General features: G+C 71.8%; 15 protein-coding genes. 8 read left to right on the forward strand and 7 right to left on the reverse strand.

Annotation, left to right across the window (positions count from 1 at the left end; translation table 11 throughout):
* Positions 1–30 precede the first annotated feature (30 nt).
* Together ACWGIG_RS16440 and ACWGIG_RS16445 are read right to left on the reverse strand one after the other, a co-directional pair.
* Positions 31–1,560: a carboxylesterase/lipase family protein gene (locus tag ACWGIG_RS16440; protein WP_453322285.1), complete on the reverse strand. Its 1,530-nt coding sequence runs from the start codon at positions 1,558–1,560 to the stop codon at positions 31–33.
* Between the two features lie 28 nt (positions 1,561–1,588).
* Entirely contained in the window at positions 1,589–2,284 is a 696-nt protein-coding gene (locus ACWGIG_RS16445) for an SDR family oxidoreductase (RefSeq protein WP_453322286.1), read from the reverse strand.
* Positions 2,285–2,419: 135 nt separating this feature from the next.
* Between ACWGIG_RS16445 and ACWGIG_RS16450 the strand changes: the two genes are divergently transcribed.
* The 4 genes from ACWGIG_RS16450 (at position 2,420) to ACWGIG_RS16465 (ending at position 5,386) form a co-directional block, all read left to right on the forward strand.
* Positions 2,420–2,827 (forward strand): ArsR/SmtB family transcription factor, encoded by a 408-nt coding sequence (locus ACWGIG_RS16450; protein WP_453322287.1) that lies wholly within the window; start codon positions 2,420–2,422, stop codon positions 2,825–2,827.
* Entirely contained in the window at positions 2,824–3,285 is a 462-nt protein-coding gene (locus ACWGIG_RS16455) for an RICIN domain-containing protein (protein ID WP_453322288.1), read from the forward strand. Before ACWGIG_RS16450 ends, ACWGIG_RS16455 begins: the two co-directional genes overlap by 4 nt.
* Positions 3,286–3,404: 119 nt before the next feature.
* Positions 3,405–4,310, forward strand: coding sequence for a S1 family peptidase (locus ACWGIG_RS16460; RefSeq protein WP_453322289.1), 906 nt, complete (start codon positions 3,405–3,407; stop codon positions 4,308–4,310).
* Between the two features lie 179 nt (positions 4,311–4,489).
* A complete protein-coding gene (locus ACWGIG_RS16465) occupies positions 4,490–5,386 on the forward strand; it encodes a S1 family peptidase (protein WP_453322290.1) in 897 nt (298 codons plus the stop codon).
* A gap of 43 nt (positions 5,387–5,429) precedes the next feature.
* Here the strand turns inward: ACWGIG_RS16465 and ACWGIG_RS16470 are convergent, their stop codons facing one another.
* Complete coding sequence (locus tag ACWGIG_RS16470) at positions 5,430–6,368, reverse strand: cupin domain-containing protein (protein WP_453322291.1); 939 nt, start codon at positions 6,366–6,368, stop codon at positions 5,430–5,432.
* Between the two features lie 114 nt (positions 6,369–6,482).
* Between ACWGIG_RS16470 and ACWGIG_RS16475 the strand changes: the two genes are divergently transcribed.
* Together ACWGIG_RS16475 and ACWGIG_RS16480 are read left to right on the forward strand one after the other, a co-directional pair.
* Positions 6,483–7,352 carry an NmrA family NAD(P)-binding protein gene (locus ACWGIG_RS16475; RefSeq protein ID WP_453322292.1) on the forward strand — a complete coding sequence of 290 codons (870 nt, stop codon included), beginning with the start codon at positions 6,483–6,485 and terminating at the stop codon, positions 7,350–7,352.
* A gap of 115 nt (positions 7,353–7,467) precedes the next feature.
* On the forward strand, positions 7,468–8,529 hold the full coding sequence (locus ACWGIG_RS16480; RefSeq protein WP_453322293.1) for a LysR substrate-binding domain-containing protein: 1,062 nt from the start codon (positions 7,468–7,470) through the stop codon (positions 8,527–8,529).
* 43 nt (positions 8,530–8,572) lie between these two features.
* On the opposite strand, the gene ACWGIG_RS16485 is transcribed toward ACWGIG_RS16480, so the two are convergent.
* A complete protein-coding gene (locus tag ACWGIG_RS16485; protein WP_453322294.1) occupies positions 8,573–8,878 on the reverse strand; it encodes a 4a-hydroxytetrahydrobiopterin dehydratase in 306 nt (101 codons plus the stop codon).
* Positions 8,879–8,958: 80 nt separating this feature from the next.
* Complete coding sequence (locus ACWGIG_RS16490) at positions 8,959–9,477, reverse strand: GNAT family N-acetyltransferase (RefSeq protein WP_453322295.1); 519 nt, start codon at positions 9,475–9,477, stop codon at positions 8,959–8,961.
* Here ACWGIG_RS16490 and ACWGIG_RS16495 point away from each other — a divergent pair.
* Both ACWGIG_RS16495 and ACWGIG_RS16500 read left to right on the forward strand, forming a co-directional pair.
* Positions 9,476–10,309, forward strand: a complete 834-nt coding sequence (locus ACWGIG_RS16495) for a helix-turn-helix domain-containing protein (protein ID WP_453322296.1) — start codon at positions 9,476–9,478, stop codon at positions 10,307–10,309. The genes ACWGIG_RS16490 and ACWGIG_RS16495 overlap by 2 nt on opposite strands.
* Before the next feature lie 109 nt (positions 10,310–10,418).
* On the forward strand, positions 10,419–11,051 hold the full coding sequence (locus ACWGIG_RS16500) for a hypothetical protein (RefSeq protein WP_453322297.1): 633 nt from the start codon (positions 10,419–10,421) through the stop codon (positions 11,049–11,051).
* A gap of 86 nt (positions 11,052–11,137) precedes the next feature.
* On the opposite strand, the gene ACWGIG_RS16505 is transcribed toward ACWGIG_RS16500, so the two are convergent.
* Positions 11,138–12,952 (reverse strand): vWA domain-containing protein, encoded by a 1,815-nt coding sequence (locus ACWGIG_RS16505; RefSeq protein WP_453322298.1) that lies wholly within the window; start codon positions 12,950–12,952, stop codon positions 11,138–11,140.
* A 234-nt stretch (positions 12,953–13,186) separates the two neighbouring features.
* Positions 13,187–14,248 carry an ATP-binding protein gene (locus ACWGIG_RS16510; RefSeq protein ID WP_453322299.1) on the reverse strand — a complete coding sequence of 354 codons (1,062 nt, stop codon included), beginning with the start codon at positions 14,246–14,248 and terminating at the stop codon, positions 13,187–13,189.
* Between the last annotated feature and the right edge of the window lie 27 nt (positions 14,249–14,275).

A 14,275-nucleotide genomic window follows, 5' to 3' on the forward strand; every position in this document is an offset into this window, starting at 1 on the left:
GTCATTTTCCCGGAAGGCCGAACAGCTCGGTCACTTTCCCGGAAGGCCGAACGGCTCGATCTCCGCGTCGGCCCAGATCCTCCGCGAGACCTCCTCCGGGTACACCACCGCGTCCGCGCCCCCCTTCCCGTCGAACACCCGCGCCAGCCGGCCCTCGGTGTCGTACGGCGCCCAGCCCGGGTTCCCGTCCTTCACGAAGGCCACCCACGCGTCCTGGATCTCCGTCGCGAGCGCCCGCGCCTCGTCGCCCGGGTCCTCCCCCAGGAGCATCCGGCCGTCCGGGCTGTCGAACGTACCGAACAGCAGCGGCACGTCGAGGCTGTGGCAGGCGCCGTACTCGCCGCCCCTCACCGGTGCCGGCCAGGTCAGTTCGAAGAGGTACGTCGTCCCGCCCGCAGCCGCGTTCGTCTCGGCGAGCCTGGCCGTAGGCATCCGGAAGAGGACGTCCGAGTGGACGGTCTCGAAGAGTTCGGTGGGAGTGGCTCCGGGGAATCCGGCCCGGTAGGCCGCCGGACCTTCCGGGGCCGGTGCGAACCGGCGCAGGGCCGCGTCCGCCTGCTCCTCGGTGAAGGTGGGCAGCCCCATCATCGCCAGGAACAGCCGGAACTCGTGCTGGGTGTGCCCGGTCAGCAGCTCGACGCCGTTCGCCCGCCCGTCCTTCAGCGCCTGCCAGGGGGCTTCCGGAACCAGTTCCCCGTCCAGTACGGGCGAGAAGGGCGCGGCCAGGTGGGCCGCGCGCCCCCACCGGTCACCGTGCGCGGGCAGCTCCCGCAGGAAGCCGGAGATCTCCGCGGCCAGCCGCTGGGGCTCGACCGCGCCGAGCCCGGCCACCGTCGGGGCCACCCCGAGCCGCTCGGCGAGCGCCGCGGTGAAGTCGGCGGCCAGGGCGGGCGTGCAGTACATGCCGGGGACGGATTGGGCGACCACCCGCCGGAACAGCCCTGCGGCGGGCCGCACGGCGAGCAGCGTGGCGATGGAACCGGCACCGGCGGACTCGCCGCAGACGGTGACACGGTCCGGATCGCCGCCGAAGGCACCGATGTTGTCCCGCACCCATTCCAGGGCGGCGATCTGGTCGAGCAGTCCGCGGTTGTCGGGCGCACCCTCGATACGGGCCCAACCCTCGACCCCCAAACGGTAGTTGAAGGTGACGACCACCAGCCCTCGACGAGCCAGCCGGGCGCCGTCGTACATCGGGTCGCCGGAGAAGCCGGAGACGTACGCCCCGCCCTGCATCCACACCAGGACGGGCAGCGGCCCACCCTCCGCGCGAGCCTGCGGCGACCACACGTTGACCGTGAGCCACTCGTCGCCCGTCGCCTCCGAAGGCACGGGGACGGGCCCCGACTGGGGCGGCGGCGGGCCGAACGCGCAGGCGTCCCGTACGCCTTCCCATGCGGCCGGGGCCACGGGCGCCGCGAAACGCAGTGCGCCGACCGGTGGTTGGGCGAAGGGGATTCCCCAGAAGACCGCGAGCCCCCGCCCGCCCGCCGCCCCGGCTTCCCCCTCGACCCGGCCCCGTACAACTCCGTAAGCGGTACGCACCTCTACAGATGTCATGGCCATAGCCTGCCATCCGGGTCATACCTCAGAGCGAACGGCCCGCACCGCCGTCGATGCGGATGCTCTCGCCGTTGATGTACGCGGCGTCGTCGGAGACGAGGAAGGCGGCCAGCTTGCCGATCTCCTCGACCGTGGCGTAGCGGCCGGCCGGGATCTTCGCCAGGAAGTCGGGGTCCTCGGGCCGGCTGTTGACGTAGCCGGGCAGCAGGCTGTTCATGCGGATGCCGCTCGCGGCGTACTGGTCGGCGTACAGCTTGGTGAAGCTGGAGAGAGCGGCGCGCAGGCTGGAGTTGACGGGGACCACGCCCATCGGCTCGAAGGCCGTGTACGAGGACAGGTTCACGAAGGCGCCGCGGCCGGCCGCCTCCATGTGCGGGGTGACCAGGCGGGCCATGCGGACGACGCTGAGCAGCAGCATGTCGAGGCCGTCGTGCCACTGCTGGTCGGTGACCTTGAGGAGCTCGTCGTTCCTGGCGTGACCCGCCCCGTTGACGACCGCGTCGATGCGGCCGTACCGGTCGAGGGTGGTGTCGACGAAGCGCTGGAGGTCGGCGGGCTCGGTGAGCGAGCCGACGGTGGCGACGGCGCCCAGCTCCTCGGCGAGGGCGGTGACGGCCGGGTCGAGGTCGAAGAGGGAGACCGTGTGGCCCGCTCCCGCCAGCTGGGTGGCGATGCCCCTGCCGATGCCCGAGGCGGCGGCGGTGACGAGGGTGACGGGCATGGCGGGTCCTCCGGTGACTACGACACTGCGACTGTACGACTGTACGACTGTACGACTGTACGAAATAAACCTTATGGTCGAACCGTCACGGGTGCAAACCGGACACCGTACGAAGGTCGTCGTACACTCACCTGCATGGCCATGCACCACCCCGACCGCGCGCAGCTCCTCATCGAGGACGTCCTCGCCGCCCTGGGCAATCCGGTACGGCTCGGCATCGTGCGCGAGCTCGCCTCGTCCGAGGGCGAGCGGACCTGCGGCAGCCTGCCCCTCGAAGTCACCAAGGCGACCGCCACCCACCACTGGCGGGTACTGCGGGAGTCCGGGGTGACCCGGGAGCACAAGGTCGGCCGCTACAAGGCGATCGAGCTGCGCCGGGCCGACCTCGACGCACGCTTCCCGGGACTGCTCGACGCGGTCCTCGACTCCCCCGCAGAGATCTCTCCCGCCCAGATCTCTCCCGCAGAGGTCTCCCCCGCCGGGATCTCCCCCGCCGGGTCCTCCCCGACCGTCGACTCCCCTGCCCGAGAGGCACGTTCATGACCCACGCCGCCCCCTCGGGCACGTATCTGCTGCGCAACGCCGGCAGCGGGCTGCTCCTCGAAGTGCGCGGCGGCGCGAAGGGCAGCGGCGCCCCCGTCCAGCAGGGCAAGGACTCCGGAGCCACCGCCCAGCACTGGGTGCTGACCCCGGTCCACGAGGGCAGCGGATTGCACCACGTCGTCAGCGCCGCCAGCGGCAAGCGCCTGGACGTCGCGGGCGCCAAGGTCGAGAACGGCGTGCGCATCCAGCAGTGGGCGGCCAACAACTTCGGCGCCCAGGAGTGGATCGTCGAGCGGCACCCGGACGCGCCGGGCCGGGTGAGCCTGGTGAGCTACATCAGCGGACTGCTGCTCGAAGTCGCGGACCGCAGCATGGAAGACGGTGGGCGGGTGCAGCAGTGGGAGGACACCGACTCCCCCTTCCAGTGGTGGCAGTTGGAGACAGTTCCGGCCAACTGACCGGCAGGGAAAGTCCGTTGACGGTCACATGATCTCCTTGATTCGACCAAAACCCTTGCCCGCCGCACGTCCCCCTCCAAGAATGCCCCTGACATTCGTCACTGGAGGGGGACCCCCGCATGAGCAAGCCTTACCTCGGTGCACTGCTCGCACTGACGCTCCTCGGAGCCGGTGCGGCACCCGCGATCGCGGCCACGAGCCAGGACACCGCGGTCACCACCGCGAAGTCCGCGCAGTCCGCACCGAGCACCGCGGCAGCCGCACTGTCGAAGCCGAAGCCGGTCGACTTCGCCGGGACGGTCGCACTCAGCAACTGTTCGGGCTCCGTGGTGCGCATGCCGCAGTCGCGGCCGAACGACCCGGCGCTGATCCTGTCCAACGGTCACTGCATCACCGAGCAGGACATGCCCGGCGCCGGTGAGGTCGTCGTCGACCTGCCGTCGAAGCGCACCTTCAGCCTCCTCAACGCGAAGGCGGAGAAGGTCGGCACGCTGACCGCGAGCAAGCTGGCGTACGCGACGATGACCGACACGGACATCTCCCTGTACCAGCTGACCAGCACCTACGCGCAGATCGAGAACCAGTACGGGATCAAGGCGCTGGAGCTCAACACCGAGCACCCGAGGAAGGGCCGGGACATCACGGTCGTCTCCGGGTACTGGAAGAAGACCTACAGCTGCAAGGTCGACGGCTTCGTGTACCGGCTGAAGGAGGCCGACTGGACCTGGAAGGACTCCCTCCGGTACACCTCCGACTGCCAGACCATCGGCGGCACCTCCGGCTCCCCGGTGATCGACAACCGCACCGGCAAGGTCCTCGCGGTCAACAACACGGGCAACAACGACGGCGAGCGCTGCACCCTCAACAACCCGTGCGAAGTGGACAAGCACGGCAGGGTGACGGTGCGTCACCACATCAACTACGCCCAGCAGACGTACGGCATCGCCCGCTGCATCTCCTGGAACAGCAAGGTGGACCTGGACCGCTGGGGCTGCCGCCTGCCGCAGCCCGCCGACAAGTCCTAGGCACCGAGTAGGCACGGAGGTCGTATGGCGGCGCGGGCCAATTGTGTTCACCTGCGCCGCAATACGCACAGCAGCCTCACAGACACCCCCTTGTCCGGTGCCACAAATCCCCGAACAATGCCCATGACAAACCGGCGCGAAGCAGCTCCGGTCACATATGGCATTGAGGGGACCCCCACATGAAGAAGCCTCTCGTCGGCGCATTCCTCGCCACCCTGCTCGTCGGGGCAGGCGCGGCACCCGCGTTCGCGGCCACGGGCCAGGACACGGCTCCGGCCACCGGCACCACCAGCACGAAGGCCTCCCCCACGAAGGCCGCACCCAAGGGCAAGGCCAAGGTCAAGGCGGTCGACTTCGCGGGAACGGTCGCGCTCAGCAACTGTTCCGGCTCCGTCGTCCGGACTCCCACCGCGAAGCCGGAAGACCCGGCCCTGGTGATGTCCAACGGGCACTGCCTGGAGTCGGGCTTCCCCGCCCCGGGCGAAGTCGTGGTCGACAAGTCGTCGACCCGTACCTTCAAGCTCCTCGACGGTGCGGCCAAGGAGCTCGGCACGCTGAAGGCCAGCAAGATCGCGTACGGCACGATGACCGACACGGACGTCTCGCTGTACCAGCTCACCAGCACCTACGCCCAGATAGAGAGCCAGTACGGCGTCAAGGCGCTGGAGTTCGACACCGCACGCCCCGCGCAGGGCAAGGCGATCACCGTGGTGTCCGGCTACTGGAAGAAGACGTACAGCTGCAAGGTCGACGGCTTCGCCCACCAGCTGAAGGAGGGCAACTGGACCTGGAAGGACTCGGTCCGCTACACCTCCGACTGCAAGACCATCGGCGGCACGTCCGGCTCCCCGGTGCTCGACGACGCGACCGGCAAGGTCGTCGCCGTCAACAACACCGGCAACGAGTCCGGCGAGGAGTGCACGGACAACAACCCTTGCGAGGTCGACGAGAACGGCAAGGTGACCGTGCACCAGGGCATCAACTACGGCCAGCAGACGTACGGCATGGTGCCGTGCATCGGGGTCGGCAGCAAGATCGACCTGACGGCCGCCGGGTGCCAACTCCCGAAGCCGTAACGCTGATTGACGGCTAGTCAGCACTGTACGGTCTTGAACGGCGTCAGCCCGCAGCCGCCCTGCGGTGCTCCTGGGGGCTGACGCCGCGCACCCGTTTGAAGGCGGCGCTCAGCGCGAAGGAACCGCTGTAGCCGACCTTCCGGGCGACCGCCTCCACCGTCGCGTCCGTCGCCCTCAGCAGATCGGCGGCCAGCGTCAGCCGCCACCCGGTGAGGTACGCCATCGGCGGCTCGCCCACCAGCTCGGTGAACCGGCGGGCGAGTCCGGCCCGCGACACCCCGGTCTCGGCGGCGAGCGAGGCGACCGTCCAGGGGCGGGCGGGTTCGTTCTGCATCAGCCGCAGCGCCCGGCCGACGACCGGGTCGCCCATCGCCCGGTACCAGGCGGGCGCCTTGGCCTCCGGCCGGGAGAACCAGGACCGCAGCGAGGCGATCAGCAGCAGGTCGAGGAGCCGGTCGAGGTAGACGCTCTGCCCGGGGTCGTCCCGGCTGATCTCGTCCTCCAGGACGGGCAGCAGCGGGCAGTTCCAGCCCTCGCTCGGGAGGTACGCCAGCGGGGGCAGCGCGTCGAGGAGCCGCCGGCCGACCTCCCCGTCCAGCTGGTAGGTGCCGATGAGCATCACCGCATCGCCGTCCGCCCGGTCGCCCCAGGTCCGCACGCCCAGCTGCATCGACTCGGCGAGCGGGGTCCCGTGCTCGGAACTGCACACTCCGCCGGGCCCGATCCGCGCCCGTACCGGACTGGCCGGAGTGTCGGCGCAGGTGTACGGGTCGGGGCCGCGCGCGATGGCGATGTCGCCCGGGCGCAGCAGCACGGGGTCGCCCGTGTCCGGCATGACCCAGGCGGTCGAGCGGGTCATGCACATCAGGGTGAGCGGGGCCCCGTCCTCGATGCGTATCGACCAGGGCGGGTCCATCACGGCCCGCAGGAGGAAGGCTCCGCGGGCACGGGGCCCGTCGAGGAGACCGGCGAGTGCGTCCATGGCCGCGACTCTAGCCGGGGAGGGACTCCGACCGGGGGGCAAGTTGGACTCACGCGTATGGAAGTGAGCCTGTGGAGCATGGCCCGTCCAGCCCGCCGGGACGAACCTTGAGTCATGACAACGAACGAGAACGCGAACGAGAACGTGAACACGGTGCTGGTGACGGCGGCCACGGGCAAGACCGGGCGCCGGGTGGCGGAAAGGCTGGCGGCGCGCGGCGCCGACGTGCGGGCCGGATCGCGCGAGGGCAAGGTGCGGTTCGACTGGGAGGACGAGGGGAGCTGGGGCCCCGCACTGGCGGGCGCGGACGCGGCGTACGTCGCGTACTACCCGGACCTGGCGGCGCCGGGCGCGGTGGACGCGATGCGGGCGTTCGGCCGGGTGGCGAGGGAGCAGGGAGTACGGCGCCTGGTCCTGCTGTCGGGGCGCGGCGAGCCGGACGCGGCGGAGGCGGAGGAGGCGCTGCGCGGGGCGTGGGCGGCGGGCTCGGACCCGGCCTCGGCCCCGGCCTCGGACGAACTCACCATCGTACGGAGCGCGTTCTTCGCGCAGAACTTCAGCGAGGGCCCGATGGCCGAGGGCGTGGCGGCCGGTGAGATCGCCTTCCCCGGCGGGGAGACGGCGGAGCCGTGGGTGGACGCGGACGACCTGGCGGACGTGATCGTGGCAGCCCTGACCGAGGACGGTCACACGGGCCAGGTCCACGAGGTGACCGGCCCCCGTCTCCTCACCTTCGCGGAGGTGGCGGCGGAGATCGGCCGCGCGGCGGGGCGGGAGGTGCGGTACCTGCCGGTGTCGGTGGCTCAGTACGCCGAGGCGCTCCAGCAGCACGGCCTCGCCGCGCCGGAGGCGCAGTGGGTGGCGGAGCTGTTCGGCATGCTGCTGGACGGGCACAACGCGTCGACGACGGACACGGTGCGCAGGGTGCTCGGGCGGGAGCCGCGGGACTTCCGGGGGTTCGCTCAGGAGGTTTGGGGACACTGAGGGACGGCTGGCGCGGGCCACGGCCCGCGCCGCCCGTGGCCGCCACCGACAGTCCGTACGACACAACTGGCGCACGTGTATTGCCGGGTGTATCCGAGCCCCATAACTTGCCGGTATGGAGCTGGAGTTGCGCCACCTGCGGACCGTACGGGCCATTGCCGATGCCGGAAGTCTCACCAAGGCCGCAGCCGCGCTCGGGCTTGCGCAGCCCGCGCTCAGCACCCAGCTGCGGCGGATCGAACGGGCCCTGGGCGGGCCGCTGTTCGACCGCGACCACACGGGATCCAGGCCGACCCCGCTGGGGGAACTGGTCCTGAACCGGGCCCGGATACTGCTTCCCGCGGTCCAGGAACTCCAGGAGGACGCGGTCCGGTTCGCCAATTCCTGGGCGCATCTGGACCGCTTCCGGCTCGGCGCGACGCACGGCCCGCTGCTCGGCGGCCTGGTGGACCAGCTGGCCACGGCGCGGCCCACGGTGCCGGTCACGACGCACACGACCTGGTCGGTCGGCGAGATCAGCACCATGCTGGTCGAGGGACGCCTCGACTTCGCCCTGATCGGCACCTGCGGCGAGAGCCGTCCGCCCGCGACGAACCGGCTGAGCTGGGAGGTGGTGGGGATCGACCCGGTGTTCGTGATGCTCCCCGAGAGCCATCCGCTGGCCGGGGAGGAGCAGTTGGAGCTGTCGCGGCTGTCCGGCGAGTGCTGGACGGACGTGCCGGGCGAGGGCTGTTTCGCGGACTGCTTCACCGCGGCGTGCGCGCAGGCCGGGTTCACCCCTGTGCAGGTGTACGAGACGGACACCGCGTCGTGCGTGCATCTGGTGCAGGTGGGGCGGGCGGTGGGCCTGTGCCGGGCCACGTTCCCGCCCGCCGCCGGGATCGTGACCAGACCGCTGGCCGGGGCGCCGCTGGCCTGGCGGCATCTGCTGGGCTGGCACCCGGGAGCCCCCGCGGCCGACGCCGCGAAGGCAGTGGCCGGGTACACGGGCGTCGCCTACGCGGAAGCGGTGGCCCGCAGCGCCAGCTACACGCGGTGGCTTGCACAGGGGCCCCGCCCCGGCTTCGGCGCACGGGGCGGAGGCGGGGGCGGCGGCGACAGCAGCGCGAGCGGCAGGAGCGGCGGCGCAATCGGCACCAGCGGAGGCGGGAGCGAGAGCGAGAGCGGGGTGGCGTGACCCGCTCCGTACCGCAAGCGCTCCGCCCCGTACCGGAGGAGGGTCAGCTCGCGCCGTGTCCCGGTGCGATGTCCTCGACCCGGTGGGCCAGCTCGAAGTCCTGCTCGGTGACCGCGCCGCCCGCGCTGTGCGTGTTCACGGACAGCGCGAGGGTGCGATAGCTCAGCACGAGGTCCGAGTGGTGGTCCAACTCGTCCTGGATTCCCGCCACATGGACGACCATGGCAGCCGCCGCGAAGTGCGTGCCGAGCCGGTACGTGCGGGCGATCCGGTCCCCCTCCAGCGACCAGCCGGGAAGTTCGCGCAGCCGGTCCTCGATCTCCTTCTGCGACAAGGGCTCATTGGCCATGGTCGGGCTCCCTTCGATGCCGGTCCGGCTCACCACGTGTGTCGGATCAGCCTGCCACCTTCTGCACGAAGTTGCCCCTGCTACGGCCAGGGATCGCCCTGCACCCGCGCGTGCAGATGCTCGTCGTGCCAGCCGTCGGCGTGCAGCAGGGCACTGCGCATGGTCCCTTCGTACGTGAATCCGGCCTTCTCGGCAACGCGGCAGGACGCCGGGTTGGCCGTGGAGTGGGTCAGCCGCACCCGGTGCAGGCCCAGGTCGTCGAGCGCCCAGCGGGTGAGCCGCAGCGCCGCCTCGACGACGGTGCCCCTGCCGCGTCCGGCGGGCAGCAGCCGGTAGACGATCTCGCCGAGGCCCTGCGCCAACCGGATGTCCGCCACCCCTGCCGATCCGACCACCTCCCCTCCCCCGGGCTCCGCGATCGCGAAGACCGCCGACGCCTCGCTCCGCCACCGCTCCGCCCACCGCTCGATCCGCCGCTCCGCCTCTTCCACGGTCACCGGCCCCGGACGGCTCCAGTGCTGGATGCCGGGATCCTGCGCCGCCTCGACGAACTTCGGGGCGCCCGCGGGCCGCCACGGCTCCGGATACCTTCTTCGCATGACAACCCTCTCCACTCACCAGGGAGTTGGCGCGATGCTGCGCCACTGGCGCGAGAACCGGCGGCTGAGCCAGCTGGAGCTCGCGCTGCGCGCCGACTCGTCCGCCCGGCACATCAGCTTCATCGAGACGGGCCGCTCCCGCCCCAGCCCCGACATGGTGCTGAAGCTCGCCGAGCACCTCCACGTCCCGGTGCGGGAGCGCAACGATCTCCTGCTGGCGGCCGGTTACGCCCCGCAGTACGCCGAGACCCCGCTCGACGACCCCGCGATGGGAGCGCTGCGGGCCGGCATCGAGCAACTGCTCCAGGGGTACGAGCCCTACCCGGCGATGGTCGTCGACGGCACGTACACGGTCGTGGCCGCCAACAACGGCATCGCGATGTTCCTCGACGGCGTCGCCGAACACCTTCTCGCCGCCCCGCTGAACGCGATGCGCCTCACCCTGCACCCCGAGGGCCTCGCCCCGCGCATCCGCAACCTCCCCGAGTGGCGCGGGCACCTGCTGCACCAGATGGAACGGCAGATCGCCCTGGCCAGGTCGGCACCCCTGCGCGCGCTGTACGACGAGGTGGCGGCGTATCCGCTGCCGCCCGAGCCCGCAGGTCCTGCCCGGCCCGTTGACCCGCCGTACGCCTACTTCGCGCTGCCCCTGCTGATCGAGCACGGCGGGCAGGTGCTGTCCTTCGTGTCGTCGATCTCCACCTTCAACACTCCGATGGACGTGACCGTGGCCGAGCTGGCCATCGAGACGCTCCTGCCCGCGGACCGGGCCACGGTGGACCACCTGCGCGCGACGGCGACCGCCCGGCCCGCGGCGCGTGCGGGCGGGTGAATCCCGGCGGGTCGGCGGCCCGGTGGCCGGGGTCCGGCCGGTGAGCGGTGCTCGGATGGGCCACCCGATCACCGGCCCGCCGTCCCACGGCCCTCCCGAAGGGGATCCCATGCCCGTCCGCACGACCCGTACCGCCGCCGCCCTCGTCTCCGTGCCCCTGCTGCTCCTCGGTGCGGGTACGTCCGCGAGCGCGGACGAGAAGAACCTGCCCGCCATGTCGATCACCCTCACCGACGGTGTCGACACCGTCAGTTCGGGCGCCAGACTGGCATACACCGTGACCGTGCAGAACCAGGGCCCCGCTCACCTCGCCGGTCTGCGCATCGAACAGGCGCTGCCCTCGGGTGCGTCCGCCGCCGCGGCCGGCCAGCAGGCGAAGGTGTCGGGCGGCAAGGCGGTGTGGACGGCCGACGTGCGGGGCCACGGCAAGACGGTGCTGACGTCGTCGGCGACGCTCGGCTCCGCGCAGGCGGGGGCGCTCCGGGCGGCGAGCACGGTGTGTGCGTACCTCCCCAAGTCGCAGGTTCCCGTGGTGTGTTCGAGCGACATGAACCTGTGGCCGACGGGCACGCAGGCGGCGGGCGCGGAACCGACGAGGGTGCAGCCGGCGGACGACGCCGGGGACTCCACCCTGCTGGGCATGGACCCGGTCCTGGCGGGCGGCGCGGCGGCGGGTGCGGCGCTGCTCGCGGGCGGCGGTGCGCTGTGGCTGCGCCGCCGCAAGAGGGTCACCGGATTCTGAGTGGGCGCTCAACCGGCCTGAGTACACGCCCAGTTCACCCAGGCCCTTGAGTACACGCACACTCACCCGGGACCTTGAGCACACGCTCACTTGACCCGGAACACCGGCCCCCGGGCCGTGAACGGCAAGGACGCCCCCTGCGGGATCAGGAACGCGTGCTCGCGCCTGATCCGCAGGAAGTCGGTCCAGCCGTCCGTGATGACCAGCAGCGGCGCCGACGCGGGGAAGTCGTCGGCCCGCAGCAGCAGGTCGATGCCCGGCTGGAGCACGGTGCCGCCGCGTCCCCGCACCCGTACCCGCCCGGCGATCTCGCTCGGCGGCAGGAAGCCCGCGTCGTACGGTGCGGCGTCGCAGAACACCACCCGCGCCGCCGGTACCTCGCGGGCCTCGGCGTACGAGGCGATGGCGCCGAGCGCCTTGCCGAGCAGGGTCCTGTCCATCGACCCCGATGTGTCGAGCACGACGCCGAAGGTGCAGCGGGCGACCTCCTCGGGCGGGAAGTAGCGGCCCGCACGCGGAATGCCGGGGGTGGACGCCTGCCGGCGCGAGGGCCGTGCGTACGTGCGCAGTGCGACCGGTCGTGGCACGAACTCGTCGAACCAGCGCGCCAGTTGGGCGTCCCACGGCACCGGCGGATGCGACAGCGCCCTGATCTCCTCGACCAACCCGGCGGGCAGCAGCCCGCGTTCGCCGTACCCGTGCAGGTCGAAGCCCTGGGTGAGGCCGCGCCGGTAGAACTCGTCGAGGTCGACGTAGTCGCGGACCTGCCCGATCGGGCGGTCGAGGATGTCGCCGACGCCCTTGCCCCGCAGGGTGGCGAGACGGCGGCGGCGGCGCAGGTCGGTGGCGATACGGTCGTACACCTCCTCCGTCGAAAGACCCTTCAACCCGGCGTCGTACAACAGCCCTTCGGGCATGTCGCCCACCCGCATCTCGACCAGCCAGCCGTTGATGACGTAGTCGGCGGCGACGTTGAAGAGGTACGGGTCGCGCGGGCCCGCACGCTCGCCGTGCCGCAGGGCGGCGTGCAGCATTTCGTGGGCGAGGACGAAGCGCCACTCCTCGTCGGTGAAGCGTTTGAGCGGGTTGACGTAGATCTCTCCGGCGGTGGCGTCGACGGCGGCGACGGAGATGTCGTGGGCGCGGGCGAGTTCGGCGTCGGCGACGACCTTCAGCCCGGCGGCGATGCCGCCGAGCAGCGGGTACGAGGACACGAACCAGTTGAGGGCCCGGTCCCAGGGCTGCTGGGCGACCCGTTCCCCGGTGAGAGCGTCCCGCCGGCCGCCTGCGACGTCCATGGTGGCGGACACGGTACGGGTGAGGGCGTGCGCGAAGGCGAGCTGGTGGTCCGGGGGCGGGCCCTGACCTCCCCAGGTCTCCCACGGGGTAAGGATCTGGTCGGGGTCGCTGCCGTTCGTCCCGCCGTGCCGGAACGCGTCCGGAATGCCGTCGCGGTGCCAGCGGGCGGCGAGCTCCTCCTCGTCACTGCCCGGGTACGCGGCCGGGAGGTCGTCCGGGACACGGCCGACGGGCGAGGCGGCGAGGAACCGGTTGACCACGGCGCAGCGGGCCGCGACCTGCGCGGCGGTGGGCTGCACCCGCTCCCCCTTGTCCGCGGGGACGTGGCCGAAGCCGAGGTGGAGGAGGGCATGGGCGATCGCCCACGCCCATGCGACGGGCTCGGCGCGGCGCTTGGGGTGGACGTGCAGGACGCCGTTGGAACTGACGGCGACGAGGCCGTCGTAGGAGACCCGGGCGCACTTCGCTTCACGGCAGACGGTGGCTTCGACGGCGGCGAGCGCAGGATTGCGCTTGACGAGGGCGAGCCCGGCGGCGAAGGCCTCGGTGGCGGGATCGGGCTTGTCCTTGCGGGTCTTCGCGGGGGTGCGGGGAGGGGTCATGGGTCCGTCCGTCGGGGCGAGGGCGTGCGGTCGGGGGCGGGTGCGCTCCGCGTGGGGGGGCGGCCCCGCTGCCCAAGGAGGCCAGGCGGCCAGGGTCGGCGGCGTCAGCCGCCCACGGGGGCAGGCGTTTAGGGGCGCGGGGAACTGCGCGATCAGCCACGACGCACCCGCACGACGACCACGCACCCCCACCGCTCCCACCCCACCGGCCCCACCGGCCCCGGGCCGGAGGCCCTACCTCCGCGCCTCCACCAAGCGCGGCATGTCCCGTGCCGCCTCCACCAGGAACCACGCCGGCAGCACCGGCAGCCCGTCCGCGTCCTGCGCGATGACCGTCTGCGCGACCTCCACCGAGATCTCGGCCAACTGCACGAGCAGCGACTTCGCCCGGTAGGCCGTCTGCTGCACGGCGGGCGAGACGTGCGTCTTCTCCGCCGGAAGCTCCTTCGCCAGCCGCCCCCGGAAGGCGTCCGCCAGGTAGTACAGAAGGTCGCGGTCCTCGACCCGGCCCGGCCAGGCCGCGTCCCCCTTGAGGATCGCGTCGAGCCCGTAGGCATGGCGGACGATCTTCGCGTACCCGCAGAAGGCCACCGCGTGCGCAGGGGTCAGCGTGCCGTGGGCGACGACCTTCAGCGTCTCCTCGTCGAGGGTCGGCCCGAAGGAGTGCAGCGCGTCGGAGAGCATGTGCCAGGAGCGCGGCGTGGAGAACGGCTCCTCGGTCTTGGGCGCGGGCGACCACAGGTGGTCGGGGCGGTCGCCCAGGTGGTCGACCACCCACGGGTGGATGCCGTTCTCGCCCGCCCACACCAGCCAGTCCGCGGACGAGGCCCGCAGGTGCACATGGGTGAGCCGGTTGACCAGGGCGGATGCGATCGGCCTGGCGAGCGCGTTGTCGGTGGCCCGGTTGCCTGCGCCGATGACGATGCTCCCCGCGGGCAGTTCGTAGGAGCCGATCCGCCGGTCGAGGATGAGTGAGTAGAACGCCTTCTGCACGTCGGGGCTCGCCGCGTTCAACTCGTCCAGGAAGAGGCAGTACGGCTCGTCGCGGGCGATCGCCTCCGGCGGGCAGAACACCGACCGCCCCTCGCGGATCTGCGGCACCCCGATGAGGTCCTCGGGCGCCAACTGGGTCCCCAGCAGGCTCACGCACTCCAGACCCAGCGAATCCGCGAACTTCCGTACCAGGGAGGACTTCCCGATGCCCGGCGCTCCCCACAGGAACACCGGCCGTACGGTCGCGAGCCCGAGCAGCAGCTCGGGGATCTGGGCGGGGGTGACGGTGACTGCTGCCTGCACGCGGGAGCTTCCTCGGGGGTCGGCGAA

This window comes from Streptomyces sp. NPDC054863 (assembly GCF_053610825.1).

What these genes read in the sequence shown, in the direction of transcription:
- ACWGIG_RS16440 (WP_453322285.1), bottom strand. Translation starts at nt 1,560, where the DNA reads ATGACATCTGTAGAGGTGCGTACCGCTTACGGAGTTGTACGGGGCCGG.
- ACWGIG_RS16445 (WP_453322286.1), bottom strand. Translation starts at nt 2,284, where the DNA reads ATGCCCGTCACCCTCGTCACCGCCGCCGCCTCGGGCATCGGCAGGGGC.
- ACWGIG_RS16450 (WP_453322287.1), top strand. Translation starts at nt 2,420, where the DNA reads ATGGCCATGCACCACCCCGACCGCGCGCAGCTCCTCATCGAGGACGTC.
- ACWGIG_RS16455 (WP_453322288.1), top strand. Translation starts at nt 2,824, where the DNA reads ATGACCCACGCCGCCCCCTCGGGCACGTATCTGCTGCGCAACGCCGGC.
- ACWGIG_RS16460 (WP_453322289.1), top strand. Translation starts at nt 3,405, where the DNA reads ATGAGCAAGCCTTACCTCGGTGCACTGCTCGCACTGACGCTCCTCGGA.
- ACWGIG_RS16465 (WP_453322290.1), top strand. Translation starts at nt 4,490, where the DNA reads ATGAAGAAGCCTCTCGTCGGCGCATTCCTCGCCACCCTGCTCGTCGGG.
- ACWGIG_RS16470 (WP_453322291.1), bottom strand. Translation starts at nt 6,368, where the DNA reads ATGGACGCACTCGCCGGTCTCCTCGACGGGCCCCGTGCCCGCGGAGCC.
- ACWGIG_RS16475 (WP_453322292.1), top strand. Translation starts at nt 6,483, where the DNA reads ATGACAACGAACGAGAACGCGAACGAGAACGTGAACACGGTGCTGGTG.
- ACWGIG_RS16480 (WP_453322293.1), top strand. Translation starts at nt 7,468, where the DNA reads ATGGAGCTGGAGTTGCGCCACCTGCGGACCGTACGGGCCATTGCCGAT.
- ACWGIG_RS16485 (WP_453322294.1), bottom strand. Translation starts at nt 8,878, where the DNA reads ATGGCCAATGAGCCCTTGTCGCAGAAGGAGATCGAGGACCGGCTGCGC.
- ACWGIG_RS16495 (WP_453322296.1), top strand. Translation starts at nt 9,476, where the DNA reads ATGACAACCCTCTCCACTCACCAGGGAGTTGGCGCGATGCTGCGCCAC.
- ACWGIG_RS16490 (WP_453322295.1), bottom strand. Translation starts at nt 9,477, where the DNA reads ATGCGAAGAAGGTATCCGGAGCCGTGGCGGCCCGCGGGCGCCCCGAAG.
- ACWGIG_RS16500 (WP_453322297.1), top strand. Translation starts at nt 10,419, where the DNA reads ATGCCCGTCCGCACGACCCGTACCGCCGCCGCCCTCGTCTCCGTGCCC.
- ACWGIG_RS16505 (WP_453322298.1), bottom strand. Translation starts at nt 12,952, where the DNA reads ATGACCCCTCCCCGCACCCCCGCGAAGACCCGCAAGGACAAGCCCGAT.